This is a genomic window from Bifidobacterium ruminantium DSM 6489 (assembly GCF_000770925.1).
Lineage (GTDB): Bacteria > Actinomycetota > Actinomycetes > Actinomycetales > Bifidobacteriaceae > Bifidobacterium > Bifidobacterium ruminantium.
The window spans coordinates 1-24,766 of the sequence record NZ_JDTK01000017.1 but is presented as its reverse complement, the minus strand read 5'-3'; the positions used below and the strand labels follow the sequence as shown (position 1 = coordinate 24,766).

The following is a 24,766-nucleotide window of genomic DNA, read 5'->3' as shown; positions in this document are numbered from 1 at the left end:
GCAAAAGATTCGTTATCCGAACTGACAACGATATGTACGAATTCTGGCAGGAGAAAGGTTTCCCTCCAGACCGATTCATCTCCGAAACCTTCTGAATGATGACGAGTCCAAAGGATGAATTTCAACGTCATGAAATATTCATTCGTGAACTTGTATCGGAGACCTCCATATGAAGCTTCAAGCAATCCAATCGAACAACCACGATAGAATTGTGGAACAGCATTCTGCAATGGAGAAGGATGAATCGTATGAAGAAACTATTGACAGGTGTGGTCATCGTCCTTATCACAGCAGGCATGCTTAACGCGTGCTCCGAAATGGAGGATGAAAGCCCATCGTCCTCCTCATCCGAATACACGGCTCCCGAATACAAGGAAATGCCGGACCTCAGACACATGAGTCTCGAGAAAGCCATCGCCACGCTCCATGGGGAAGGTTGGACAGATGTGGAAGCCGTCGAGGAGAACGATGGTACCGAATCCACAGTCAGGCTGGACCAGACTGGATACCACATCGCCAGCCAGAATCCCCACAACGGGAAGACCGGGGTCAGCACCGACACCCATGTGCGGCTCACCGTCCACAAGGACCGGACCCGCACCATCTCGAATCTCGTCGCGGTGAACGACCCATGGGACGAGGCCTTCGAAAAACTGCGGTCGGCAGGATTGGAAAGAGGCTGCGACTACATCTACGTCGGTGGCGCAATGGGAGATTATTCCCAGTATTACGTGAAAAGCGTCTCGGACGGAGATGCCGATAATCTTCCCGCAATAATAGTCGAAGACTATAGAGATAAGCGGCGTCACGAGGAACAGCAGCAAGAACGCGACGCAAGCGGACAGGAGGCCCATGGCGGAGCGTTCTGTTCCACGGAAGGTGATACCGCCATATCCGACAGATCAGACAATATCCTGACATGCCAGGAAGCCTCGGACGGCAGACTCAGATGGATAAGCTGACCTCGTCATCGTTGCTGGTACGTCAGACGTCGCGATATTGGCGTATGAAACTTCCATCATGGTGGTCCCCTGAAAGAAACGGAATTTCACAGGCGGGAAACACCTACCGAAGACCTATACGTCTATAGTCGAGAAAGCGATTCAAACCGGGGAGGCGGAAACAGACACGTCCAAAATCGACGCCGACGCCATGGCACAGAAGACGCTAGATACGGTCACTGCCCTGTCACGCTGCTCCTTGCTGCACTTCGCCATAGGGGGTTCTCCTCCCGGTCGGGAAGTCCAAGAAAACGTCACCACCTCTGCTCTGCCATACGGAGTCTCCGCCCTATTCCAAGCAACGATGCTCCTATACATTGTCAAGTGTTTGGGCGTGTTGTTTTGGGTCGGTGATGGAGTGAATCCATTGGATGGCCCGTTGTTCGAGTTCGGGCAGGTCTCGTCTACCTCGTTCGATTTCGCTGATGCGGCTGGACGGCACGCATAGCGCCTCGCCGACCTGCTGTTGGGTGATGCCATGGTTCATGCGCAGTTCGCGCAGCCTGGCGCCGCGTTCGCCCGAGGTCCCGCGTCCGTTCCCGCCGTTGCGTATGGCGATGAGCGCCCGGTACGCCTCGCGGGCGACGAACCGTTTGACGCAGCGGATGATCTCGAGCTTGCCTTTGCCCTCGCGGGTCTTCCTGGCGGCGTAGTCCCTGGTGGGTTGGTGGTATCGCAGGCGGACGATGGCGATGCGGCGCAGCGCCACGTTGCCCTGGCGGTTGCCGCCCTTGTTGAGCCTGTGCCTGCTGGTCCTGCCGCTGGATGCGGGCAGCGGGCACGCGCCGCAGAGTTTGGCGAACGCGGCTTCGCTCCGGATGCGTTCGGGGTTGTCGCCGGCGACGATGGCCAGGGCCGCGGCGATGACGGTGCCCACGCAGTACATGTCGAGCAACGGTCTCGCGTGCTCCTCGAGGATCGCGCGCATGCGCTCCTCCAAGAGGCCCGACTGCCGTTTGAGCGCCTTCCATGCCTTGGCGGCGGATTTCAGCGCGACCAGCGCGCTATGCTCGACCAGGCCGCCGGCGGGCCTGCACTCGGCGAGTCTGTTCATACGGGCCCCGCCCTTCAATCCCCGGTACCGTTCCCTGACGGGCTCCGGAGCGGTGACGAGCAAGCCGTTGGTCGAGTTGGAAATCGCCGTCATCGCCGACACCAATTGGGCGCGTTGGGCGTTGAGGTGGCGCAATGCCTCGACCCAGCCGTCCGAGCTTTTCGGCGGGCCGGCGTCGTCGCCGGCCATGACGCTGCGGGCGGCGGCGACCGCGTCGATGGGATCGGACTTGCCGTTCCTGCGGCGCACGTTGCGCTTGGGACGCAGCACCTCGCGCACCTCGTATCCGGCGGCCGCGAGCCTGCGGGCCAGGGCCGCGCCGAACGAGTTCGTGCCCTCCACACCCACGGCCGCGACCGCGCCCGGCCCGGGCAGCATGTCGATCAGTCTGTCGTATCCGTCCGGGTTCGCCGCGAACGTTTCGGAGCCCAACGGCCTTCCCCTTTCGTCAAGCAATGCGATGGTGTGCGTGTCCGTGTGGGTATCGATCCCAGCCCACACCATTCCGTTCGGAGGCGTCATCGTCGTCGTTCCTTTCCATGCGTTCGGATGCCTCCCGGGGCCTGCGGCGCAGACAGGACGTTGACGGGACACGCTACCATGACTCTTGCGGGATTCGATGGGAGCGGCCACGCTCCTATGAGGTCATGCATCCATGGCCCACGGGTCGGCGGCCGCGGCGGGACAAATCAAAATAAGGACAGTCACCGAAACCGATGGCGTCAGTCAAATCGGGGGTCACCGCCCCGGCCGTCATATACCATTATCACTGATAGGAAACCGGTATAACCATTATCAACGACCGCCCCCTTGACGCCAGCTCCTCGTTCATCCACGAGAGCATGAACTCCATCTGGGCCGGGGTCGCGGCCTCCAGGCTGTCCGCGAGCACCTGCCTGGTCAGGGGCAGGCTCCTCGCGAGCTCCATGATCTCGTCCATCATCCTGCCCGTGGACGCGCGCCTGCGTCTGGTGTCGGCCGCGGTCCGCGATGCCTTCGTCATGATTCGCCTCCTTTCCCGCCGGGGTTGTTGAACGCGTCGTAGACGGCGAGCCTGCCGGCCCCGTCGTCCGCGTCGGGCGGGTCGCCCTGCGCGACCCGCCTGGCCAGGGCGAGCAGGCTGGCCCTGTGCGGCATCGTCAGCTCGCGCCGCCTCGCCCTGGGATCCAGGGCGTCGAGGTGGGCGGCGAGCCCGTCGGGAAGCTCGCCGCGCAACGGCGACTCGTTCCACGCGTTGGGCTTGCGGGCAAGCGCGGGCAGCAGCGTGGCGGGGTTCCTGACCGTCGGGCCGCCGTTCCCGTAGGAGCGTGGAAGGGTGTTCACGTGCCTGCCGTCGGCGGTGCGGATCTCCGCCTCGAAGGCTCGAAGGCCTGCGAGCAGCGTCCATCCGCGCCATGACGGGCCCGCGAGGTAGCGGACCGAGCCGATCTGGATGTTGCCCTCCTTGTCGGCCTTGCGCTCGACCCATTCGACCGCGTCGAAACGCGCGCGCGGCAGCGGCTGCAGCTCCCCGCGCTCCTCGTCGAACAGCTCGCGTATCGGCCTGCCGGAGCGGTAGTGGTCCGAATCCGCGATCGCGTCGCACCTCGACAGCAGGTGCCTCGCCGGCTGCCTGCGGCTCTCCGCGTTGGGCTTGGGGACCATGAGGTTGCGGCGCAGGAAGCCGACCGCATTCTCGACGGACCCCTTCTCGTTCCCGGAATACGGGTTGCGGAACCTCGTCTCGAGCCGGTAGTGGTCGCAGAACATGGCGAACACGCGCACCACTGTCACCTTGTTCCACGCGACGCGGTGGCCGGCTCCCGTGGCGTTGTCGAGCACCAGCACGCGGGGAGCCATGCCGATGTGGTCGAAGATCCGGGCCGGCCCCTCGCACACGCATTCCGCGTTCTCGCCCGGCATCGCCGCCACGTAGCGCATGTTCGAGTGCGGGAACGTGGCGACCAGGCAGTGGACCTTGACGTCCCCGCCGCCGATCGTGGCGACGGCCTCGCCGAAATCGACCTGCATGGCCCCGGCGCGCCAGTCGAGCTCGAGGTACCCGTCGCCGTCGGGCCGGTGCCCCTCGCGCCACTTCCTCACGTAGCGCTGCACCGACGAGTAGGAGCCCCGGAAGCCCTCCTCCTCGACGAGCCTGTCGTACACGCGCCTGGCGGTGTGGCGCTGCTTGCGGGGCATGAGCCTGTCCGCGGCCAGCCACGAGTCGACCGTCTCCGAATGCGCGTCGATCAGGGAGCGCCGTCCCTTCCTGACCGCGGGCTTCAGGGAGCAGTCCTCCATGGTCGCGTATTTCCTGACGGTATCCCTCGACACGCCAAGCCGTCTGGCGATTTCGCGCCATGACACGCCCCGTGCGTCGAGAATCCTGATACGTTGTTGTATCGACACCGGTTTCGTCATTCCTTTCCTTTCCCGAGCGGCCTTGTTCGGCCGGGTGTGTCTCGACTCGGGAAAATAGCCGGGTTATGGCGGGCCGGTGCCCTTCATCTCGCCATTTCGGTGAAACGGACTAATTCCTACCGCTTTTTCGGACCGGAAAGTTATGCCGCATCGGCCTAACTTCTATTGAACAGACACAGGCAGTGATTCCGCGGCCTTGACGAGCATCCTGTCGGCGAGCCCGGCGTCGGGACCGGAACCGGCCGTGTACGCGACGATCCTGCCGTCGTGGCAGTCGACCGGCGGCGAGAGGCACGCCCTTCCCGTCCCGGGCCTTGATCCCGGGTGGATGTCCGCGGGTCGTTTCCCGTTCGGCATCCCAGCCATGAAATCGCGGTCTGCGAGGTTGTCGGGAGCCGGCGTCGTCTCGCCCTCGTAGGAACTGTAGCGCCGTCGTCTCGGCACGTGCGCCGTCGGACCGGCCTCGGCCATGATCCTGCGGAGCACCTTCTCCGAGACGCGGGTTCGGAGCATGGCCCTGATCCTGCGGTACCCGTACCTTCCCTTGGAGGCGGCGAACGCCTCGGCCACCCGGACAAGCAGCCCGGCGTATTTGTCAACGCCGAGCCTGGCGTGGTGGCAGTAGGCGGCTGCTCGGCGCGATACGCGGGCAAGCATGATCGGGCTGAGTGAACACGTCGGGCGCGGACGGTCTGTCTTTCGTCAAATAAATCTGTGTGTCGTCACCAGTCAATCTGAACACCATCGGCGTTCAAAATGGACACCGTCACCGGCGGCCGGGTTGGTTCCGCTCTTTTCGTTTATCTCATCAGGGAGTGGCTGTTGCGGTACGACTCGCCACGGAACCTGACGATCCTTCCGTGATGCACGATACGGTCGATGACCGCGGCGGCCATGTCGCCGTCTCCGAACACCTCGCCCCACCGTCCGAACTCCAGGTTCGTGGTGAACACCACGCTCCGCTTCTCGTAGGAATCCGCGATGACCTGGAACAGGAGCCTGGCCCCGTCGATGTCGATGGGCAGATAGCCCAGCTCGTCGACGACCAGCAGCCTGGCGCGCCCTATCGCGCGCAGTTCCGCGTCGAGCCGGTTCTCGTCCCTCGCGCGCCGCAGCCGCATCACCAGCGACGACGCGGTGAAGAACCCCACCGGCATTCCCCTCTCGCACGCCAGCATGCCCGTGGCGATCGCCATGTGCGTCTTGCCGCATCCAACATCGCCGTAGAGCACGAGGTCCTCGGCCCGGTCCACGAAGCCGAGGTCCATGAGCTGCTCGCGCCCCCAGTCGGCGGGGAACGACGCCATGCCCCAGTCGTATCCGTCGAAGCCCTTGACGCACGGGAACCCCGCGCTCCTGATCAGTCTGGCGCGTCTGGATTCCATCCGGCTGGCGTTCTCGGCCCTGAACAGGTCGGCCAGCACGCCGAGCTGGCCGGGTGTGGCGTCCGCGACCACGGAACGCAGCACGCTCCTGGTCAACGGCAGGCCGCATGCGAGTCCCATGACCTCGTCCGGGGTGGATTTGCTCACGGTCCGGCCGCCCCTGCGCCCGCCTGCCGCGGTGTCCGTCGTCTCACTCATCACGGTCCTCCCTCATGAACCTGCTGTATGCGTCGAGCCTGGCCCTCGATTCGGGGCCGTCGCCCTGCGCGAGCCGTCTGGCGGTCTGGTCGATCGCGGCCCTGTCGGGCCTCCTGCCAGCGGCCGCGATCTCGGCGACGGCCATGGCGGCAGCGTGGCGGATGTCGTCGACCAGCAGACCGCGTTCGCGCGGCTCCATCCGGTCAAGCAGCGCGCGCGTCTCCTCCGGGAACTCGGAGCGTATCGGGCTCTCTCCCCACGAACGCGGCTTGCATGCGATGATGGCGAGCAGCGAGAGCGGATCCATCGCCGTATCGGGGCCGCCCCCCACCTGCGCTCCAACGTGACGATCGGCTCGCCGTCCATGGAACGCAGCTCGACCCGCAGGGCCCGCACGCCGGCCATGAGACGCATGGAATGCCATTTCGGGCCCGCGAGGTAGCGGTTCGAGTCGATCGTGACCGTTCCGGTCCCGTCGGCCTTCACGCCACGCCAGTCGCACGCGTCGAACATGGACGGCGGAAGCGGGAGCATGTGGTCGAGATCCGTCTCGAACAGGCCGCGGATCGGCACGCCCTCGCGGTAGTGGTCGCCGCGCGCGAGCCCGTCGCAGCGTTCCAGCCACGCGTCGGCGGGCCGGTCCCACCCCTCCGCGGACGGCGTCGGCACCATCAGGTTGCGGCGCAGGAAGCCGACCGCGTTCTCCGTGCTTCCCTTCTCCCAACCGGAATAGGGGTTGCAGAACCTCGTCTCGAAGCCGTAATGCGCGCAGAACAGCGAGAACAGCCTCGTCTGGGTGACGGTCCCGTCGGCCCTGCGGTGGCCGACCCCGGTGGCGTTGTCGAACACCAGCACGCGGGGAACCATGCCGGCATGGGAGAACACCCTGTTCAGTCCATGGCACACGCATTCCGCGGTCTCTCCCGGCAGCGCGGCCACGTACCGCATGTTCGAATACGGGAACGAGACCACCAGGAAATGCACGGTCCGTTCCACGCCCGCGATCACGGCCAGGGCCTGGCCGAAATCGACCTGCGCGCTGCCTGGCGCCCATTCCAGCTCGCTGAACCCCTCGGCCTCGCCCCCGGTGGCGTTGCCGCCACCGCTTGACCCAACGCTGCACCGACGAGTAGCTGCCTTCGAAACCGCATTCATCCACGAGCCGCTCGTGCACGCGCCGGGCGGTATGCCGCTGCTTGCGCGGCATACGCAGGTCGGCCTCGAGCCATTCGTCGGCCTTGCGCGCGTACTCGCCGACTACCAATGACCGGCTTCCCTCCCTCCCCGCCGTGGGCGTCGGCGAATAGTCGCGGGTCGCGTACTTGACCACGGTCGTCCGAGAAACGCCCAGTTCCCTTGCTATCTGGGTATGCGTCAGGCCTTTCGTCTCGAGTTGCCTGATACTCTGTTGAACACGCACCGGTGTCGTCATTCCTTTCCTCCCGAGAACCATGTGTGGTTGTTAGCACTCGGGAATCTATCAGGAACCGTACGGCACCGGCGCTTTTCTTCCGCCGATGCCGTTTCCGGCCGCCGTCCGTGTCCAATATGAACGCTCATGCCGTTCAGATTTGGTGGTGACGCCGTACACGTTTATTTGACCATAAACACTTGACCCGGTTGTGGACAGCTCCGACGCCCGCGCCGAGCAGTTGCGGCCCGCTTCCGCGCATGCGCCCGGCACCGGTTCGACTGCCTTGGTCCTCGTCTCCAGTGGGATGATTGGTTCCGCCATATGGCCGGCATGCCCGGGATCCTTTGCCAGCCAGCGTTCCAGGCACTGCCTGGTCGGATGGCCCAGATGCCTCACCACCTGGGCCGTGGTCATCGGCGTGGCGGAGTACAAGTCCACCGCGCACCGTCGTTCCTCGGGACCGGACATACCATAATCCTTTCGTTCAGTCTCCAAGAAAACGTCCGCAGCTCCTTTGGTCTGTTTTTTGGTTTGAAATGCTTTAAAGCAATTTTTCCGTCATCAGTAAGAAACAATTCGAACTTATTCCTAAGCGCATCACATGAAAAATATGGAGCGAAAGAAGGAATCATGGCTGAGAAGACAACGATTCTCGACATGAACAGATTCGATGATTCCAATCTTGACGGACTGGATGAGAACAAACGCGAATTGGTTCGTCGCCGCCGCATCCTTGGCAAGGGCTATCGTCTGTTCTATAAGGACCCGGTTGAAATCGTTCGGGGTGAAGGTAGCCACGTTTTCGATGAAAAGGGCAACGACTATCTCGATGCCTATAACAATGTGGTTTCAGTAGGTCATTGCCATCCGCATGTAGTCGAAGCGATCGCCAAACAGGCCGCCACGCTGAACACGCACACCCGTTACCTTCATGAGACCATTCTCGATTATTCCGAAGCGCTCATCGCGAAGATGCCGAGGGAAATCGATCGTATCACCTATCAGTGCACCGGTTCGGAAGCGAATGATCTGGCCATCCGCATCGCACGAAACTATACCGGCGGTCGTGGCATCATCATTACGAACGAGGCCTACCATGGCAACACGGATTTGGTTTCCTCTTTTTCTCCATCCATCGGCAAAGGACAAGCATTGTCACTCGAAGCCGGCATCCTTCCCACGCCGGACACCCACGCGATTGGCGAGGATGAAATCGGCGATTACATGATCAAAGCGTTGAAAGCGGAAATCGCACGTATGAAGAGGCACGGCATCAAGTTTGCGGCATTGCTGGTCGACTCGATTTTCTCATCCGATGGAATTTTCCCCGGCAAACCGGGTTGGCTCGCCAAGGTCGCCGATGCAGTCCACGAGGAAGGTGGCCTTTACATTGCCGACGAAGTGCAACCGGGATTCTGTCGTACAGGCGAGGCCTTTTGGGGATTCGCCCGCCATGGCATCGTTCCGGACATCGTGACCATGGGCAAGCCGATGGCAAATGGCATTGCCTGCTCGGCGACCGCGGTTCGCCACGAAATCCTCGACACGTTCAACGACAAGATTCCATACTTCAACACGTTCGCCGGCAATCCCGTCGCAATGGCCGCCGCTAAAGCCACTTTGGAGGTCATGGATGGCGAGGACATCATGGGCAATGCGCATCGTGTGGGAGCTCTATTCAAAAACGAACTCCAGAAACTTGCAAAAGACCATCCGTCCATCGCCGACGTGCGCGGCGCTGGCCTGTACATCGGAGTCGAATTCGACGATCCCGAAACAGGTGATCCACTCAGCATCGAAGTGCTGAGCCTTATCGAGCAGATGCGTCAGCATCGCGTCCTCACCTCGAACTGCGGCTCATACGGCAACATCATGAAGATCCGTCCGCCGCTGGTATTCAGCGAGTCCGATGTGAACCGCTACATGACGGCCTTGGAAGAATCCCTCACGGCGCTTGGGCTGTGACCGGCGACATCGTACATAGCGTAAGGAGACAATAATGGGAAAGCTTGAAGGCAAAGTCGCAATCGTGACCGGCGCATCCAAAGGCATCGGATCCGGCATCGCCAGAGTGTTTGCCCAGCAGGGCGCGAAAGTAGTGCTTGCAGCGCGTGGTGAACATGTGCTCAAATATGCTGAGGAGCTGCGCAGTGACGGATATGATGCAATAGGCGTTCGCTGTGACGTAAGCGACTACGACAGTTGCAAGGCCTTGGCCCAGGCCGCGCTCGACGCATACGGTCGTATTGATGTGCTCGACTGCAATGCCGGCATTTGCGTGCTGGGAGACTTCCTCACTAAGGATGATTCTTGGCGCGACAGCCACATCGATGTCAACATCAAAGGCGTATGGAACGCCTGCAAAGCGGTCATTCCGTCCATCATCGCGGCAGGAGGCGGCGCGATCGTCATCACCTCGTCGGTAACCGGAGACATGGTGGCCGACCCAGGCGAGGCCGCATACGCGACCACTAAAGCCGCTCTGGTCGGTTTGACCAAAGCACTCGCCCGTGAGTTCGCGGACAAGAACATACGTGTGAACTGCATTTGTCCCGGCTATATCCGCACACCTCTGGTCGAGGGCATGGCACGCCAATCCGATCCCGACAATCCGGAACGTGCCATTCAAGCAATCGCATCAGCGGTTCCGCTGGGACGTCTCGGCACTCCTGAGGAATGTGGCGAACTGTGCGCGTTCCTCGCAAGTGATGAGGCAAGCTACCTGACCGGCACGCAGATGGTCATCGACGGAGGCTCGACGCTGCCGGAAACAACGTCGATGGGACAGTGAAGGAGCCATTATGTCGATCTTTGCGAACACTGGCTTATTCAATGACGTCGCCACTCAGGCACTCCGTAGGTACCCATTTGGAGCGGCCGACGAAGCACGTCTTCTTCAATTGTCTGAGAACGCAACTTACTTAGTCGTGAATCCCGAAACCGGTAGCAAGGACGGCGTGCTGCGCGTGGGACGTCCCGGTTACCATACGTTGGAGGAATATCAAGGTGAGATGGCTTGGCTGCGCCAGATTAACGATTACACTCCATTGCTCGTAGCCAACCCATTGGAGGCCATGGACGGCTCGAACATCCAAATCGTCAAAGGGCCCGACGGCAAAGACTATTACTGCGTAATCTGCGAATTCCTCGAAGGCGCATCACCAGATGAAAATGACGAGAAGAACGCTGTCCGCCAGTACGAAGCACTTGGCGAGACCACCGCGTATCTGCATCGTCAAACCGAAATCTGGAATGGCACCAAACGTCTCAAGCGTTGCACATGGACGTACGACACCATCATCGGCGACCATGCGATCTGGGGTCCGTGGAAGGCGATGCCGGACCTGACTGCCGAAATCGAACACGAATTGGACCGCTGCTCACACGTCATCAAAAAACGACTCGAACGGTATGGGCGTAATGAACGGAACTTCGGTCTTATCCACGCGGATCTACGAGTCTCCAACCTGCTGGTGGAAGGTGACCAGGTCAAGGTCATCGATTTCGATGACTGCGGATTCGGCTGGCATCTACACGACTTGGCCAGTGCCCTATCCTTCATCGAGACCAAACAGATTGTTCCCGATCTGGTGAACGCATGGCTCGACGGATACCGTAAAGTATTACCATTCACCGACACGGATTTCATGGAAATCGACACGTTCATCATGATGCGGCGTATGCAACTCATGGCATGGATCGCAAGCCACCTCGACTCCGATCCAGTCAAAGACCTATCCGTCGGATTCACCGAAGGGACCATGGAACTCGCCGATCGTTACCTCCGACTGTTCGGATGACCAGGAAGGAGACCCGTACGACACAGAAAGCAACAGCTATCGAATAGAAAGCAGACTCATTCATAAGAGAGGAAAAAGACCATGACCACCCAAACAATGCCGAGAACATCGGCCGCGACCACAACAAAACCCACAGGAGGATTGAAAAGATCACTCCGGCTCCTATACGTCTACACGCTGGCGACGGGAGCCATCTTCACCTTCATGTGCTACTGGGACGGCATCTTCCTGTCGTACTGCGGTCCGGCCACCTTCCTTGGATTCATTCTCATGACCGCGATGATTCTTCCGATCGGCTTCGTATACGCAGAATTGTCCACCATGTTGCCAAGCACCGGATCATGCCTCGTGTTCAATACGGTAGGACTTAACAAGCATGCCGGCTTCTGGTCCGCATGGCTCATCATGTGCGCTTGGCTTGCAGTTCCCGCCGCGGGCGTGCTCGGCATCCTCGACTGGCTGAACTACCAGTTCTTAGGGAACTCGCTTTCCGGCACCAAGGCAACCATCGTGGGAGCCATCTGCCTGTGCATCTGGTGCGGAATCAGCCTATGCAAGAACGTGGTGGCCGGACGTGTGCAGACCATCATGCTGTTCACCGCCATCGGCGGCATCGTGCTGACCTCCCTTCTGCTTTTCTTCTCCGGCCATTGGGATATCGCCAACTTCACCAATTTCTTCGCAAACGCCAAAGCAAGCGATTACGGAACCGGCATCGGATGGATTATCGGCTGCGCGTTCCTCATCACCCCATACTTTGGTTTCGAAACAGTGCCGGCAATGGTCGAGGAAGGAACCTTCCCGATCAAGAGCCAGAGCAAGGCAATCCTCGGCTCCGTACTGACTTGCGGCGCAATCTATGCCATCTTCTACTTCGCAGTCGCCGGCTGCATGAACTGGTCGTCCTACTCGTTTGATGGTTCTGCGTTCATTACTTTCGAAGTGTTACGCCAGACATTCGGCGGCGCGAGCTTCATGAGCTGGTTTGTGGTACTGCTCGGCATCTTCGGAGTGCTCTTTCCAATCGGCACCTCGGTGCTTGGATTCTGGTACTCCGCGGTCCGCATGCTCTTCGCGATGGGACGACAGAACTTCCTGCCGAAGTCCTTCTCCAAGTGCAACCGTTACGGACAGCCCATCCTGCCAAACATCCTGATTCTGGCCATTTCCGTAGCATTCCTTGCCATGAAGTCCATCACCGCGTTCTTCGACTTGATGGCCTTCGCATGCGCCATCTGCTACGCATTGTCCAGCATTTCGTCCATCCGTCTCGCACTTAAGCATCCCGAATGGGATCGTCCGTACGTCACTCCTGGTGGCATGGCCATGAAAATCGCATCGCTCATCATCTCTATCGTCGTGGCGTTCTTCTGCACCATTGGCATCGGTACTCAGACTTGGCTCGGCTTCGCTGGATACATGGCCGTCGGCCTGGTTCTCTGGGGGTGCATGCTCGTCAAATGGCACGGCAGGGGAGAGAACTCCACCGTGTGGATGAAGACTCCGGAAGGCGTCCTCGAATACTAGCTCTTTCTTTCCCTGATTCACATTGAGGGGAGGCATCAACACCATGGTGCCTCCCCGCCTCATTTCCCATATACCCTGTCGGCGACCTTCCTAAGGAGCATCATGAAGGAAATCGAATTCATCATAAATTCCGAAAAACTCGAAGCCCTCAAACACGTCCTCGACCAATGCAGCAGTTGCGGCATCACCGTCGACTTCGTCATGGGCTACGGACATCAACGTGGCCTCAAGCAGGTATACACGCGCGATGAGCAGCGAGGCGTCAACCTACTGCCGAAAATCAGCGTACGCACCGTCGTACCGGATAAGCAGGTGGACGCAATCATCGACGCGGTCGTCGACAGACTAGCCACTTCCAGTTTCGGCGATGGCAAGATTTTCGTGCGTAATGTGGAACGCGCCGTGCGCATCCGCACCAACGAAAGAGACTCCGAGGCACTATAACTGTCCTTATGTGCATGACAGCTAACACAACACCAGGCCCGGCGGTGCGCCGGGCCATTTGCGACATCCATCTCCTTGCGGAACAGAAGGAACTTTCCATCGGAGACAAACTACCTTCGGAACGTGCCCTTGCCGAAACGCTGTTTGCTTCTCGAGCCACCATCCGTGCCGCATTGAATCTCATGCGCACCCAAGGCGAAATCAAGACTTTTCCAGGCCGTGGCGGAACGGTCATCATCAAAGACATCGCTTCCCACGCGCAGGTATCACGAATCGATATAGTCACAAAGTCCGCAGGACTGATAGACAGATCTAGCGGCTCTGCTTCGGGATTGCCTATCATGCTTGCCTCACAGGGGCTGAAATGCGAAACGACAGTGCTCCAAGCTGATGTGCGCGAATGTCCAGAAAACATTTGCCTGGGCTTCGGCTTATCTATCGGCAGCCAGCTGATGCGTATCGAACGAACCCGTACGATTGACGGAGAACCCATCTCATACGAGCAAACCTACATCAATCAGCGAGACTATCCGTCATTCCTAGAGCTGGATTTGACCCGGTCCATCTATCAACTGTTGAGAACGGTTTGCAGCGCCGACATCCATACTGTCGAGGAATCCATCGAAGTTGTGCCGGGAATGGGCCGTTGCATACGACATCTGAAATTGCAGACAGGCGCTCCACTGTTGCGCGTATTTTCCAGAGCGCTTGATTCCACTGGCCATCCGGTAGTGCTGTCGCAGGACACTTATCCGGCCAATAAAGTACGTCTTACAACATCGAAGACGCTTTAAAAGCGTGCACTACTCATGCTCTTTTAGCCCGAACCGGCGGATGATTCCGTCGCGGTCCTCGTTGCTGTTGCCCCACCAGGAGACGAACCCTGACGGATCGACCTCACCCGTCTGCCTGCTCATCCTGGCCATAATCCTCAACACTGCCGGAGAGAACACCCTGCGCAAGCGCACATTTTCCATACGATCCCATCTCAGCCACGCGCAGACCAAGCGATGGCTTTTGCGCGCGCGACCGATGACCTTGAACGAACCGCCAATCGTTCTCGTATCCGCCCACTCACTGGAGATATAGACCTTCGTTCCGGCCGAGAATATCTTCGTACCGTGCATGATGTGATGGTCCTGGCCGGTCTCGTGCGCGTCCACGACATTGGCAACTGGACACCACGACCAGACCTCATCGTCCGAACCACCCTTTTCGCCTTCGTCCTGCACTAAAACATCCATAATGCCAATTTATCCATCACAACAGTGCGCCAATAGCTGATAGAGACTTTTAGGGAGGCTTCTATCAGCCGAAGACGTAATTGGAACTAGTAATGATTTTCCATGTACAATAGCGGATTTTGATGAGCATCACACGTTTCCCCCCTATAACAATAAACTCATCACATTAGATAAATGTGCCCGAATCAATGATGGAGCGGGGTTTGGAGACATTATGAATGGGGGCCACCTGTACACCGGATCCGAACTTACTTGAGTCAATGAGGCCAGTTGGATATAGTTTGAACACCGCTGTAGCCGATATTATTCGGTAATTCAATCGCAGCCCAAGCACAACGAATCAACGTTCGATATTTGGAGCTACTTATTCATCTTTCACACACCTATAGATGGTAGAACGCCCCACGTTCATCATCGCAGCAATCTGATTAACAGTCACTGATTTAGCCCCATACAGACGCCGCACTTCTTTGACCTGCTTCTCATCGAGCTTGGCTGGACGTCCGCCCTTCCTGCCGCGGGCACGCGCGGCTTCGAGTCCGGCGCTGGTGCGTTCACGGATCAGGTCGCGCTCGAACTGTGCGAGCGATCCGAAGATGTTGAACACGAGCGTGCCGCCGGGAGTGCTCGTATCGATCGATTCGGTCAGCGAGCGGAACTGCACTCCCCTCTCGTCGAACATGGTCATCAGGTCGACCAGATTCTGCATGCTTCGGCCGAGACGGTCCAGCTTCCACACCACGACGGTGTCGCCTTCACGCAGGAGGTCGAGCATGTGGTCCAGTTCCGGACGGTGCGCCTTCGCGCCGGACGCCACGTCCGTGAAGATCCGGTCGCATCCCGCCTTCACCAACGCATCCTTCTGCAGGTCGGTGGTCTGGTCGCCGGTGCTGACCCTCGCGTATCCGTAAATCATGCTCGCCATGCCACAGACCATACCACTACCCGTCACAGGCACGGAGTTCCGGAACGCTGATTACGGGACGGGTTTCGGAACGCTTTCCGCCGGAGTGTCGCGGACGCGGCGGCCGGTCCGTCCTCCGTTCCGGAAACGTCCGTTTTAGGAACATGATTTTCCATAAATCGTCCTACGATATCGTATTATAATAAAGTAAGACGGTTGGATCCGATGTCTGGAGAACCATTGGAAGGCAAAGTAATCATCCTGCCACGAGCCCTGAAGCACGGGCTGTCGGAGGAGGACATCCGATGCGCGTGGCGCAACGCCACAGCGGTCAGACGCCGCAACTTCGATATCCCCTGCATCTACGCGGCGGCCGGCCCCGACAAGTCGGGCAACCTGATCGAGCTGCTGCTGGCGGAGCAGGAGGACGGAGATTTCATCGCCTACCACGCCATGAGGCTCACCAGGAAGATGGCAAGGGAACTGGAGCTTTAGGAAAGGAGCGCACGATGGAATACAAACTCAAGGGCGGCATCACCCTCAGCGACGCGGACTTCGAACGCATGGCCGACAAGGCCGAACGCGGCGAGTACCCCGGAACCCCGGGCGAATGGGTCGTACGCCCGCAGGGCAGGCCCTCGCTCGACGGCGAGGAGCTGGTGAGCATCACGTTCAAGGTGACAAAGGCCCAGAGGAACGCGTTGGACGCGCGAGCCAAGACTCTGGGCGAGACCCGCAGCCAGTTCATGCGCGACACACTGACCCGCGAACTCGCCCACGCATAGGGACGGCGAAGCCGTCCGTCCGCCGGGCATGGTGGCACCACGCGATCCGCGGATTTCCCGCTCAGGCCCGGAGACCGGAACGGAAGGCCGTACGTCGTCGGGATCCGGCAACGCCACGGTCCGTCACGACCGTTTTCGTGGCGGACCGTGGCGCCGTGAATGACGCGGGACGAACGTCACGGAGCGTGACACGCGCCGTTTCCACCATGCCAAGGACGCCAATACGAGGAACAGCAGCACGCCGCCGATGAGCAGGCACACACGCACCCACCAGTCCGGCGAGGTAGGCAGCTACGCCACATCGTCGTCCCGTTCGGCGTCCTTAGGATTCGCCGTGCTGTATTTAGTCAAGTTGGCGTTTCGTGATGGGACTGGTGCCGTTTTGTTGGACTCGTCGTTGATTCCATCACCACCAATCATGCCACAAGACCCAGCATCCTGCGCCGGTCCATGATGCCCATGTCCGGACTCCGTCTTGATCCTCTTGTCCCGGTATCAGACCATGTAGTCGTCCAGCATGCCGATGAACCCGTTCATCGACACGCCCCTGAAGCTGCGCTTGTGGAAGAACTCCTGCTTGAGCCTGCCGAAGAACCCCTCGGCGGCGGCGTTGTCCGGTGAGCAGCCCTTCGCGCTCATGAAACGCGTCAGATCATGCTCCTTGCAGATGCGGATCCATTCCGGCCACCTATAGTGGCAGCCACGGTCGCTATGGATGACCGGCTTCTCTCCGTCCTTGAGCGTGGAGCACGCGTCCAAAAGCATCTGGTTGGCCAGCGCGGCGTTCGGGCTCGTGCCGATCGTCCACGCCACCGGCATGCCGTCGTAGCAGTCGATGACCGGCGACAGGTAGACCTTGCCCGCGGGGATGGAGAACTCAGTCAGGTCCGTGACCCACAGCATGTTCGGCCTCTCGGCGTGGAAATCGCGGTCCGCCAGGTTCCTCGGCGCCTTGGTCAGCTCGCCCTTGTACGAGCTGTACCGTTTCGCGCTCTTGAACAGGGGCACCAGGCTATGCTTGGCCATGAGCCTCATGACCCGTTTCGCCGACACCCGTATCCCCATGCTCTTCAGCTCCAGATGGACGCGTTTGTATCCGTGCCTGCGTTCGCCGTTCCCGAACGCCTCGCGCACGAGCTCCAGCAGCGGCGCGTCCTTGTCGGGCCGTTTCATGGCGGCGAGCTGGTAGTGGTACGCGCTGCGCGCGATGCCCACTACGGGCAGCAGGCTCCTGGCCGTCACGCCCATCGTCTCGCCAGCGGTCTTGACGAGGAGGGTCTTCTCGCGGCTGGCCGGGTTTTCCGGGGCTGCGCCCGGCTCTTTTCCCAACAGTTCCAACGTGCCCTTCCGGATCGCGATCTGGATGTCGAGCTCGCGTTCGGTCCGCCGTCTGGCCTCGATGCCGGCGTCCAGCTCGTCCAGGCGGGCCTGCATCTCCGCCAGTCTCCTCTCCATCGACGCCAGCGCGTCCGCCAGGCCGGCCACATCCGACATGTTTGGGACCACGGTCGGCTTGGCGGATGGCTCCTTGGATTCCGTGACGGTCTTTTTTGGCCTTTCGCTGTTTGACGAAGCCTACCTGATTTATGGTTTCACGAGTTTCAGCAACAAGATACATGACGCCCTCGAGGAGGCAATCCACGGACTGCTAAAAGCTAGGAGAGTCAGCATCTCTGGAGGAGGATTGTGCATCATCAAATGATTCCATGCGGTGTTGGAATTCGCAATGGGAGGAAGCATCCGCCTATGGGATACGTGAGCCGAGGCTGAAACGTGGTATGACTATAGTAGCGGCTTCCTGACAAATTGCATGTCATGGCCTCGTGTTGCTCTGTATTTGAGACTGGTCAGCGTCCCCCTGTCGGTAGCATGAGCCTGATGTTGCGATTCGTATCTGTGATACCTTATATGGAATTTGTATAACGGACGAAGCGTTTTCCCTGCTTCCTTCTACATACCATTGGTTTTGATTGTCTCACAGTAAGAAGGAAACGCAATGAAGGTAGTGGTATTCTCAGCGGGAAACACGGGATTGGCCACGGCGATCCATCTTTCGTCCCTTGGCTTCGAGCCGATGCTGTACACGCGTAACACCGGTAAGGCGCGGACAATCCAATCGCATGCGGTCAGGTCGACTGGCGTGCTGGATGGTTCTTGGAACATACCGGCGAGCGACGATGCCGTTCAGGTCCTGGCCGGTGCCGATCTTGTAATCGTGTGCGCGTGGGCGAACGCGCACCGCGCAATCTTCGAAACGATAAGACGCGCCTGGCGGGAATCGCTTCGCCGGCCTTTGCGGATTCTCGTATTCAACGGCAATTGGGGCGCGTACGAGGCGTACCAGGCTTTCTCTGAGGAATACGTTGTTCCGGAAGACGTGACCATCGCCGAGGCGGCCGGGATGCCGTATGTGGCGCAGGCGTCGTTCGACGGGACCGGCGATTCTCCGGTGTCGGTCCATGTCAGTGGCGTCAAGTCGTCCATCGAGGTCGCATACGCGACCGACCATGACGTGGATCATGTCATCGATTCCTTCCTGCGGACCGTGTACGGTGAGGTGCACCATGACGCGTCCGTCTTCGCCACTTCCCTGGCTGCCCCCAATCCGATCATTCATGCCCCGCTGTGCCTTCTGAACATGACGAGGATCGAGGAAGGCGCCTCCTACAGGATGCTGGTGGACGGGTTCACGGAAAGAGCGGAGGGGCTCATCCTGGCCGTCGACGCCGAGCGTGAATCCCTGGCGGAGGCGCTTGGATGCGGATACACCCCGATCGTCAGGCAGCTCAACAGGTTCTGGGGACGCCATTATGCGACGTTGCGGGAACTCTTCTCGAACAATCCGGTGTATACGAACGTCCATGGTCCGATGGACGTCTCGCACCGGTTTATCCACGAGGACGTGCCCTTCGGCATCAGCCCGCTGGTCGAACTCGGGCGTCTGCTGGATGTGCGGGTGCCCGCATGCGAGGCCCTGTCCGCGATCTACGGCATGTATTTCGGCGAATCGTTCGCCGGACCATCATTCGACATGGGAATGGTCGAGACATTGAGGTGATGGGATCCTGTTCCACATCGCCATTGGCCGTGGGACAGGAGCGGTAAAGACAAGCACGCCCCCGCATGAACCATTCGGGGGCGTGCTTGGTCGTTGCCCGTGTCGGAAGTCATTTCGCCATCATCTTGCTGAGAAATTCCTTGATTCGGGGTGACTGGGGATTATCGATGACCTGTTCGGGGGTTCCCTCCTCGATGATGTTACCTTGTTCCACGAAAACGACCCGTGACGCTACATTCCTTGCAAAACGGATTTCATGGGTCACAAGGATCATCGTGACACCGGTGCCGGCGACTTTTGTGATGACATCGTTGACGTCGCTGACGAGTTCGGGATCAAGGGCTGAAGTGGGTTCATCCAGCAGAATCACGTCCGGGCGAATCGCGAGAGCGCGAGCGATGGAGACGCGCTGCTGCTGTCCTCCGGACAGCTGCACCGGATACCTGTCCTCATACCCGTCCATCCCGACGCTTGACAGGGCCTTCAACGCTCTTTCCCTGGCTTCGTTCTTGGCGACGCCACGCACGACGGTCAGACCTTGTGTGACGTTGTCCAGAACCGTCTTGTTCTTGAACAGATTGTAGTTCTGGAACACCATCGCGGTCTTGCGGCGTAGTTCGAGTATCTGCTTGTTCGGCACTTTGCCGCTGAAATCGATGGTGGTTCCATCGACGCGGACGATACCGGCGTCCGGTCTTTCCAAGGCATTCACGCAGCGCAGGAGCGTGGTCTTACCGGAGCCGCTTGGTCCAAGGATGGACAGCACCTCACCTTTGCGCACCTCCAGATCCACGCCTTTGAGGATCTCGTTCCCGGAAAAGGACTTGCGGATTCCCTTCAGCGAAACGACCGTTTCGCCGGTATCATGTCCAGTCATACAGCCTGTTTCCTTTCACTGCTTCTTGAAACGCAACACACATACCGGCTTGCCGTCTGCGATGGTGCCTTCGAGGGAGAACTTCACATGTGGGAACTGGGCCGCGAAGGCGTGGTCGCCAGCCATAGCAATCTCGCACAAGCGGGCAATTTGCTGCGGATTCTTTCCTTGGCGTACCCACTGGGTGACGTACGGGCAGTAGTGGAAGTCGATCTCGAGCTCGTCGTCGGTCTTCTTGACCGTTTCCATCTCGTAAATCTCACGGTTGTGGTCGGTGCCGAAATTGTCGATGAACTCTTGGAATGAATCGGGATCTTTCAGGGTCTTGCGGAATTCCTTGGCGTTGTCCCTTCCGTAATCGGCTACCGCATCGTACGCGAATTCGTCGTCGAGGCCTCGCTTCGCGGCCTCGTCCACCATCCTGCTGATGGTCGCCGCGCGGCGTTCCGAGATCTCTCTTGTGGCGTCGACGGTCTTGTTGCGCAGATGAGGAGTGTTGTTTTCGAATGCCATGATCGGCCTTCTTCCTTGGGTTTGTTTGATTGTTCTGTCTGAATGTCCAATATTTACGCGCGTGCCGGCTTCAGGAAGAATCCCACGCGTTTGAAGAGTCGTTCCGACCCAAATTCGATGGCCGCGCACACGACCCAGTAAATCAGCGCCGCATCGATGTATGCCTCTAAGTACTGGTATCCGTCGGCGGCACTGATCTGCGCGGTGATGAGCATTTCGGTCACGTTGATCAACGAGGCCAGGCTCGTGCCCTTCAACAACCAGATGAAGTAGTTGGTCATGCTTGGCAGCGATATCACAACCGCCTGCGGGACAATGACGTGCAGAGCCGTCTGCAGTCCAGTCATGCCGACGGACTGCGCGCTTTCGATCTGGCCTCGGTCCACGGCCTTGACCGACGAGACGACCACGTCGGTTATGTAGGCGCCGAAATTGCAGGCTATCGCCACTACCGCCGCGGGGAAATACGGGATGTGCCGTGGATTGAAGTCATAGATGCCGATGGAACCGAGCCATTTTGCCACGAACGGGACCGCGTAATAGCAGAAGAGTAGTTGCACGGCAAGAGGTACGCCCTTGATGAACGTGTTGAGGGCGACCACCAGCTGTTTGAACGCCGGGGCGTTGGACAGGATCACGCATCCGAATATCAGGGCGATCAGCAGCGCGAACAGCGTCGACCAAAAAGTGAGTATCAGGGTCTTCGGCAATCCCGCCAAAACGGTGGGGAAGTCCGTGACCATGAAATCATAGTCGAGTTCCATCAGGCATACCTCCTTTCATAGCGTTCCATGCGATGCGAGGCGAGGGTGAAGCCGACCTCTATCAACGAGCACAGCACGAAGTAGATAATCGCGACGAGGCCTAGTATCCAAAGCTGTCCGGTGCCGTATTGTGCGGATATGATCGCCTTGGCCGAACCAAGGATCTCGACGGCTCCAATCGTGTAGGCGACCGAAGTGTCCTTGAGCACGTCTATCTCGAGATTCTTCAGGTTGAGGACCGCGACTTTGAGTGTCTGAGGGGCGATGACGTGGATGAAGTTCTGGACTCGGTTGTAGCCGATGCTCAGCCCCGTCTCGATCTGTCCCCTGTCGACGCCCAGATAGCCTCCCCTCAACGTCTCACAGATGAAGCACGAAAGATTCAGGGCCGTCGCGATGATGAAGAACACCCCGGGATCCCAGTCGTCGATGTCCAATCCGAAGAGGTAGAACACCTTCGGCAGTCCGAAGAACACGAGGTAAATCTGCACAATCCCCGGGGTGCCGCGGAAGAACGAGATGAACACCGTGCAGAGCCAGTAGAGGATGTTATGCCGTCCGACCCTGACGACGCAGAGCAGTGTGCCGAGGAACAGGGCCAGCACCGACGGCACGATCCAGTACAGCAAAGTGGCCGGCAGGTACTGCAGTATTCTGGGCAGCACGCCCGTCAACAGGTCGGACGGCATGACGTTTCACCTCGTTCCGTCGGGTCAGTCCTTGAAGGCGCCAAGCTCGCGGGCCTTCTGGAAGTTGTCCTGCTTGAAGTACTTCTCACTGATCTTGCCGAGAGTGCCGTCCTTGATCAAGGCATCGATCTGCTCGTCGATGGCCTTCTGAACTTCGCCGTTCTTCTTGTTGTACAGGATCACGGTTCCCGCGGCGTCCACCGGATCGGTCACCTTGAGCTTGTATCCGAGCGTGTCGGCCACGCCGTCGTACTGCGCCTTGGACAGATAGACCGCGTCGTAAGTGCCGTCATGCACCGCGTTGAACATATCCTGGAAGGTCTCCTGGTTGGTGACGGTGGGAACCTCAATCTTGACATCGGGATTGCGCTTGAGCCAGTTCTGAATGGCCACGTAACGTCCGTCTGTCGGAACAATCGGGTCGAGGGTCTTGCCATCAAGATCCTCCAGACTCTCGATCTTGCTGTCCTCCGGGACGATGAGGTTCATGAAGAAATAGTTGTACGGCTTGGAGAGCAGATACTGCTTGGCTCGGGCGGGGGTCTCGAAGAACGCGCCGATCAGGGCGTCGTACTTGCCCTGCTTGGTTCCGACCAACGCGGTCTGGTAGTCGACGACGCTGTATTCGAACTTGTAGTTGTCGAGCTTCTTGTCGATGGCTTTAAGCACGGTGAGGTCGAAACCGGCCGGATTGCCGTTCTTGTCCGCGTAGGAGTACGGCGGATCCTGGGACTCGAGAACGAATTTAACGGTCTTGACCCCGTTGTCGGATTCCTTCGCGTTCGCGGTGCCGCATCCGGCCAGCGCACCCAACGAGCCGACCGCCACAAGCGCCGCGACCACCGTGGTGAACAGTTTGTTCCTTCTCATTTGTCTCCCTCTCTTCGGAAAGCGTTACCGTATATGACGTAGGACGGTACGCCGGGAAAGTGGGGGATGTAAAATCCTCGGCCATATGTTTTGTTTATAGGACGTGTCAGAAACGCGAATTGACGCCGGATGATAACGCGTTATAACCCCGTCCTGTCTCATTATCCGAGACGCCCAGCAGCGCGCGTGGAGGCCGTCGGCCGGGATTCCCAAAAGAGGCTCGTTCCCTCCGCCTTCGAAGCGTCACGAGGGATTCCGGTGGTTTGCATTTAGTCAAGTTGGCGTTTCGTGATTAGTCACGAAAAATTTTCGGTTTTAGTCAAGGAGCGCTCCGGCCGGTTCCTTTGTCTTCTCCTTGGACCCGGACGCGGTCCCCGCGGGAGTCCTGCCGAACATGAGCGCCTCGCTGACGCGGCGGCTCTGCCCGGTGAACTCGAGCAGGCGTCCGTGGTGCACGATCCTGTCGATGATCGCGGCAGCGAGCTTGTCGTCCGCGAATATCGTGCCCCATTTGCCGGACTCGATGTTCGTGGCGGACACGATGCTCCGCCTCTCGTAACTGCCCGCGATGATCTGGTAGAGCAGACGGGCCCCGTCGATGTCGAACGGCACGTAGCCGAACTCGTCCAGGATGATCAGGTCGGCCCTGCCGAAGTCCCCGGGCATCGCGTCCAGGCTCCCGTCGCGTTTGGCCTTGCCGAGCTGGAGCACGAGCTCCGCGGTCTGGTGGAACCGCACGTTCAGGCCCCGTTCCACGGCCCTCATGCCCAGGCCGATCGCGAGGTGGGTCTTGCCCCTGCCGGTCTTGCCGTAGAACACCAGGTCCTGCGCGCGGGGCACGAAGTCCAGGTCCAGCAGGCCGTCGAGCGCGTACCCGTCCGGGAGCCTCACGTTCGAGAAGTCGTAGCCGTCCAGGCCCTTGACGACGGGGAACCTGGCGCGGCGCAGGAGACGCTCGCGTTTCGAGCGTTCCCTGTTGGCCAGTTCCGTGTCGAACAGCCTGGACACGGCCTCCGTCTGCCGGGGCGTGGCCCAGCCCGTGAAATCGTCCATCGTCGCTTTGGATATGAACAGTCTCCTGGCCTTCGCGTAGAGCCCCTCGTCTTTCCTCGCGGCCATCATTGCGCTCCTTCCGCGTCCGTGGTGGTGAAGGCGATGTCGTATTCGCCCGGGTCGGGCCTGTCGTCCTCGTATTCGACGCGTTCCACGCCCTCCGCGAGCCTGGCCGCGAGGAGCGTGACGTCGGCCCTGCCGACCCCGCCGGTCGATTCAAGGGCCGTGAGCATCGCCTCGACCGCGTCGGCCCAGCCGGATTCCCTGTCCACGCGTTTGAGGGTCTGCAACGCGCCTCGCCTCGCCGTCTCGTCCTGCAGGTCGAGCCATTCGCGCAACGGGTCGGGCAGCATCTGCCGCACGAGGCTGTTGCGCCACGCGTTCGGCCTGTTGCACAGCATCGCCAACTGCATGGACGGGTCCTCGCTGCTGGTGCTGGCCTGGCCGTACGCCCTCGAATGCGCGGCCAGGCAGGTTCCCTCCACGTCGAGGATCTCTATCTCGAGGGCGCAGGCCGACGAGCACGTCGCTCCGCGCGTGGGACGCGTCCGTGGAGTAGCGGTGCCTGCCGTCGAGCGTGACCATGCCGTACTTGTCGGTCCTCATGCGCCTCCACGTGACCACGTCGAAGCGCTTGGCGGGCAGGGGCAGCAGGGCCCCGCGGTCCTCGTCGAACAGGAGCGCCTCCTCCTCGTCCCTGGCGTGGTGGGGTTTCCCGCCGAGCTCCAGGCACCTGTCCGGCAGCCTGGAGTTGAAGTGTGTTTTGTCAAGCGCTGGTGTGCCGTT

At 59.8% G+C, this 24,766-nt stretch carries 24 protein-coding genes and 3 pseudogenes; 10 read left to right on the top strand and 17 right to left on the bottom strand.

Annotated elements, in window-relative coordinates:
• Positions 1–248: 248 nt before the first annotated feature.
• Complete coding sequence (locus OU26_RS07090) at positions 249–962, top strand: PASTA domain-containing protein (RefSeq protein ID WP_026646789.1); 714 nt, start codon at positions 249–251, stop codon at positions 960–962.
• 349 nt (positions 963–1,311) lie between these two features.
• Here the strand turns inward: OU26_RS07090 and OU26_RS07085 are convergent, their stop codons facing one another.
• The 7 genes and pseudogenes from OU26_RS07085 to OU26_RS10540 all read right to left on the bottom strand — a co-directional run bounded on the left by OU26_RS07085 (position 1,312) and on the right by OU26_RS10540 (position 7,920).
• Positions 1,312–2,577: an IS110 family RNA-guided transposase gene (locus OU26_RS07085; protein ID WP_026646790.1), complete on the bottom strand. Its 1,266-nt coding sequence runs from the start codon at positions 2,575–2,577 to the stop codon at positions 1,312–1,314.
• 244 nt (positions 2,578–2,821) lie between these two features.
• Entirely contained in the window at positions 2,822–3,058 is a 237-nt protein-coding gene (locus OU26_RS10335) for a hypothetical protein (protein WP_026646791.1), read from the bottom strand.
• A complete protein-coding gene (gene istA, locus OU26_RS07075) occupies positions 3,055–4,455 on the bottom strand; it encodes an IS21 family transposase (protein ID WP_026646792.1) in 1,401 nt (466 codons plus the stop codon). The genes OU26_RS10335 and istA (OU26_RS07075) overlap by 4 nt, the downstream gene beginning before the upstream one ends.
• 162 nt (positions 4,456–4,617) lie before the next feature.
• Positions 4,618–5,112: an IS3 family transposase gene (locus OU26_RS10545; protein ID WP_033499024.1), complete on the bottom strand. Its 495-nt coding sequence runs from the start codon at positions 5,110–5,112 to the stop codon at positions 4,618–4,620.
• A 143-nt stretch (positions 5,113–5,255) separates the two neighbouring features.
• Positions 5,256–6,038, bottom strand: a complete 783-nt coding sequence (gene istB, locus OU26_RS07065) for an IS21-like element ISBad1 family helper ATPase IstB (protein WP_026646793.1) — start codon at positions 6,036–6,038, stop codon at positions 5,256–5,258.
• A pseudogene (istA, locus tag OU26_RS09515) lies at positions 6,031–7,470 on the bottom strand (IS21 family transposase). The gene istB (OU26_RS07065) and the pseudogene istA (OU26_RS09515) overlap by 8 nt, the downstream one beginning before the upstream one ends.
• Positions 7,471–7,518: 48 nt before the next feature.
• A complete protein-coding gene (locus OU26_RS10540) occupies positions 7,519–7,920 on the bottom strand; it encodes a helix-turn-helix domain-containing protein (RefSeq protein ID WP_237743831.1) in 402 nt (133 codons plus the stop codon).
• 162 nt (positions 7,921–8,082) lie between these two features.
• Between OU26_RS10540 and OU26_RS07050 the strand changes: the two genes are divergently transcribed.
• The 6 genes from OU26_RS07050 to OU26_RS07025 all read left to right on the top strand — a co-directional run bounded on the left by OU26_RS07050 (position 8,083) and on the right by OU26_RS07025 (position 14,017).
• Positions 8,083–9,417 carry an aspartate aminotransferase family protein gene (locus OU26_RS07050; protein ID WP_026646794.1) on the top strand — a complete coding sequence of 445 codons (1,335 nt, stop codon included), beginning with the start codon at positions 8,083–8,085 and terminating at the stop codon, positions 9,415–9,417.
• A gap of 34 nt (positions 9,418–9,451) precedes the next feature.
• Positions 9,452–10,243, top strand: a complete 792-nt coding sequence (gene ucpA, locus OU26_RS07045) for an SDR family oxidoreductase UcpA (RefSeq protein WP_026646795.1) — start codon at positions 9,452–9,454, stop codon at positions 10,241–10,243.
• 109 nt (positions 10,244–10,352) lie between these two features.
• Positions 10,353–11,252, top strand: a complete 900-nt coding sequence (locus OU26_RS07040) for a phosphotransferase enzyme family protein (RefSeq protein WP_202805804.1) — start codon at positions 10,353–10,355, stop codon at positions 11,250–11,252.
• A gap of 141 nt (positions 11,253–11,393) precedes the next feature.
• The gene (locus OU26_RS07035; RefSeq protein ID WP_026646797.1) at positions 11,394–12,779 is read left to right on the top strand and encodes an APC family permease; all 1,386 of its coding nucleotides are present in this window, start codon (positions 11,394–11,396) and stop codon (positions 12,777–12,779) included.
• Positions 12,780–12,881: 102 nt separating this feature from the next.
• The gene (locus OU26_RS07030; protein WP_026646798.1) at positions 12,882–13,223 is read left to right on the top strand and encodes a P-II family nitrogen regulator; all 342 of its coding nucleotides are present in this window, start codon (positions 12,882–12,884) and stop codon (positions 13,221–13,223) included.
• Positions 13,224–13,237: 14 nt separating this feature from the next.
• Positions 13,238–14,017, top strand: coding sequence for a GntR family transcriptional regulator (locus OU26_RS07025; RefSeq protein ID WP_160257604.1), 780 nt, complete (start codon positions 13,238–13,240; stop codon positions 14,015–14,017).
• Positions 14,018–14,026: 9 nt separating this feature from the next.
• Here the strand turns inward: OU26_RS07025 and OU26_RS07020 are convergent, their stop codons facing one another.
• Positions 14,027–14,467 carry a hypothetical protein gene (locus OU26_RS07020; protein WP_026646800.1) on the bottom strand — a complete coding sequence of 147 codons (441 nt, stop codon included), beginning with the start codon at positions 14,465–14,467 and terminating at the stop codon, positions 14,027–14,029.
• A gap of 364 nt (positions 14,468–14,831) precedes the next feature.
• Positions 14,832–15,392: a recombinase family protein gene (locus OU26_RS07015; protein WP_425338886.1), complete on the bottom strand. Its 561-nt coding sequence runs from the start codon at positions 15,390–15,392 to the stop codon at positions 14,832–14,834.
• A gap of 204 nt (positions 15,393–15,596) precedes the next feature.
• On the opposite strand from OU26_RS07015, the gene OU26_RS07010 reads away from it, so the two are divergent.
• On the top strand, positions 15,597–15,866 hold the full coding sequence (locus tag OU26_RS07010; protein WP_033499017.1) for a hypothetical protein: 270 nt from the start codon (positions 15,597–15,599) through the stop codon (positions 15,864–15,866).
• 14 nt (positions 15,867–15,880) lie between these two features.
• Entirely contained in the window at positions 15,881–16,156 is a 276-nt protein-coding gene (locus tag OU26_RS07005) for a hypothetical protein (RefSeq protein ID WP_033499016.1), read from the top strand.
• Positions 16,157–16,572: 416 nt separating this feature from the next.
• Here the strand turns inward: OU26_RS07005 and OU26_RS09715 are convergent.
• Positions 16,573–17,521 (bottom strand): annotated as a pseudogene (locus tag OU26_RS09715) (IS3 family transposase); the annotation flags it as partial.
• A gap of 631 nt (positions 17,522–18,152) precedes the next feature.
• Here OU26_RS09715 and OU26_RS06995 point away from each other — a divergent pair.
• Positions 18,153–19,214: an NAD/NADP octopine/nopaline dehydrogenase family protein gene (locus OU26_RS06995; RefSeq protein WP_026646804.1), complete on the top strand. Its 1,062-nt coding sequence runs from the start codon at positions 18,153–18,155 to the stop codon at positions 19,212–19,214.
• Positions 19,215–19,323: 109 nt separating this feature from the next.
• Here OU26_RS06995 and OU26_RS06990 read toward each other — a convergent pair whose 3' ends face one another.
• From OU26_RS06990 to OU26_RS09510, 7 genes and pseudogenes are all read right to left on the bottom strand, one after another.
• On the bottom strand, positions 19,324–20,091 hold the full coding sequence (locus tag OU26_RS06990) for an amino acid ABC transporter ATP-binding protein (RefSeq protein ID WP_026646805.1): 768 nt from the start codon (positions 20,089–20,091) through the stop codon (positions 19,324–19,326).
• A 15-nt stretch (positions 20,092–20,106) separates the two neighbouring features.
• A complete protein-coding gene (locus tag OU26_RS06985; RefSeq protein WP_026646806.1) occupies positions 20,107–20,604 on the bottom strand; it encodes an L-2-amino-thiazoline-4-carboxylic acid hydrolase in 498 nt (165 codons plus the stop codon).
• Positions 20,605–20,657: 53 nt separating this feature from the next.
• Positions 20,658–21,368, bottom strand: coding sequence for an amino acid ABC transporter permease (locus OU26_RS06980; RefSeq protein ID WP_026646807.1), 711 nt, complete (start codon positions 21,366–21,368; stop codon positions 20,658–20,660).
• On the bottom strand, positions 21,368–22,057 hold the full coding sequence (locus OU26_RS06975; RefSeq protein ID WP_026646808.1) for an amino acid ABC transporter permease: 690 nt from the start codon (positions 22,055–22,057) through the stop codon (positions 21,368–21,370). Before OU26_RS06975 ends, OU26_RS06980 begins: the two co-directional genes overlap by 1 nt.
• 24 nt (positions 22,058–22,081) lie before the next feature.
• The gene (locus tag OU26_RS06970) at positions 22,082–22,927 is read right to left on the bottom strand and encodes an amino acid ABC transporter substrate-binding protein (RefSeq protein WP_026646809.1); all 846 of its coding nucleotides are present in this window, start codon (positions 22,925–22,927) and stop codon (positions 22,082–22,084) included.
• A 315-nt stretch (positions 22,928–23,242) separates the two neighbouring features.
• A complete protein-coding gene (gene istB, locus OU26_RS06965; RefSeq protein WP_237743834.1) occupies positions 23,243–24,046 on the bottom strand; it encodes an IS21-like element helper ATPase IstB in 804 nt (267 codons plus the stop codon).
• A pseudogene (locus tag OU26_RS09510) lies at positions 24,046–24,766 on the bottom strand (IS21 family transposase); the annotation flags it as partial. The gene istB (OU26_RS06965) and the pseudogene OU26_RS09510, both read right to left, overlap by 1 nt.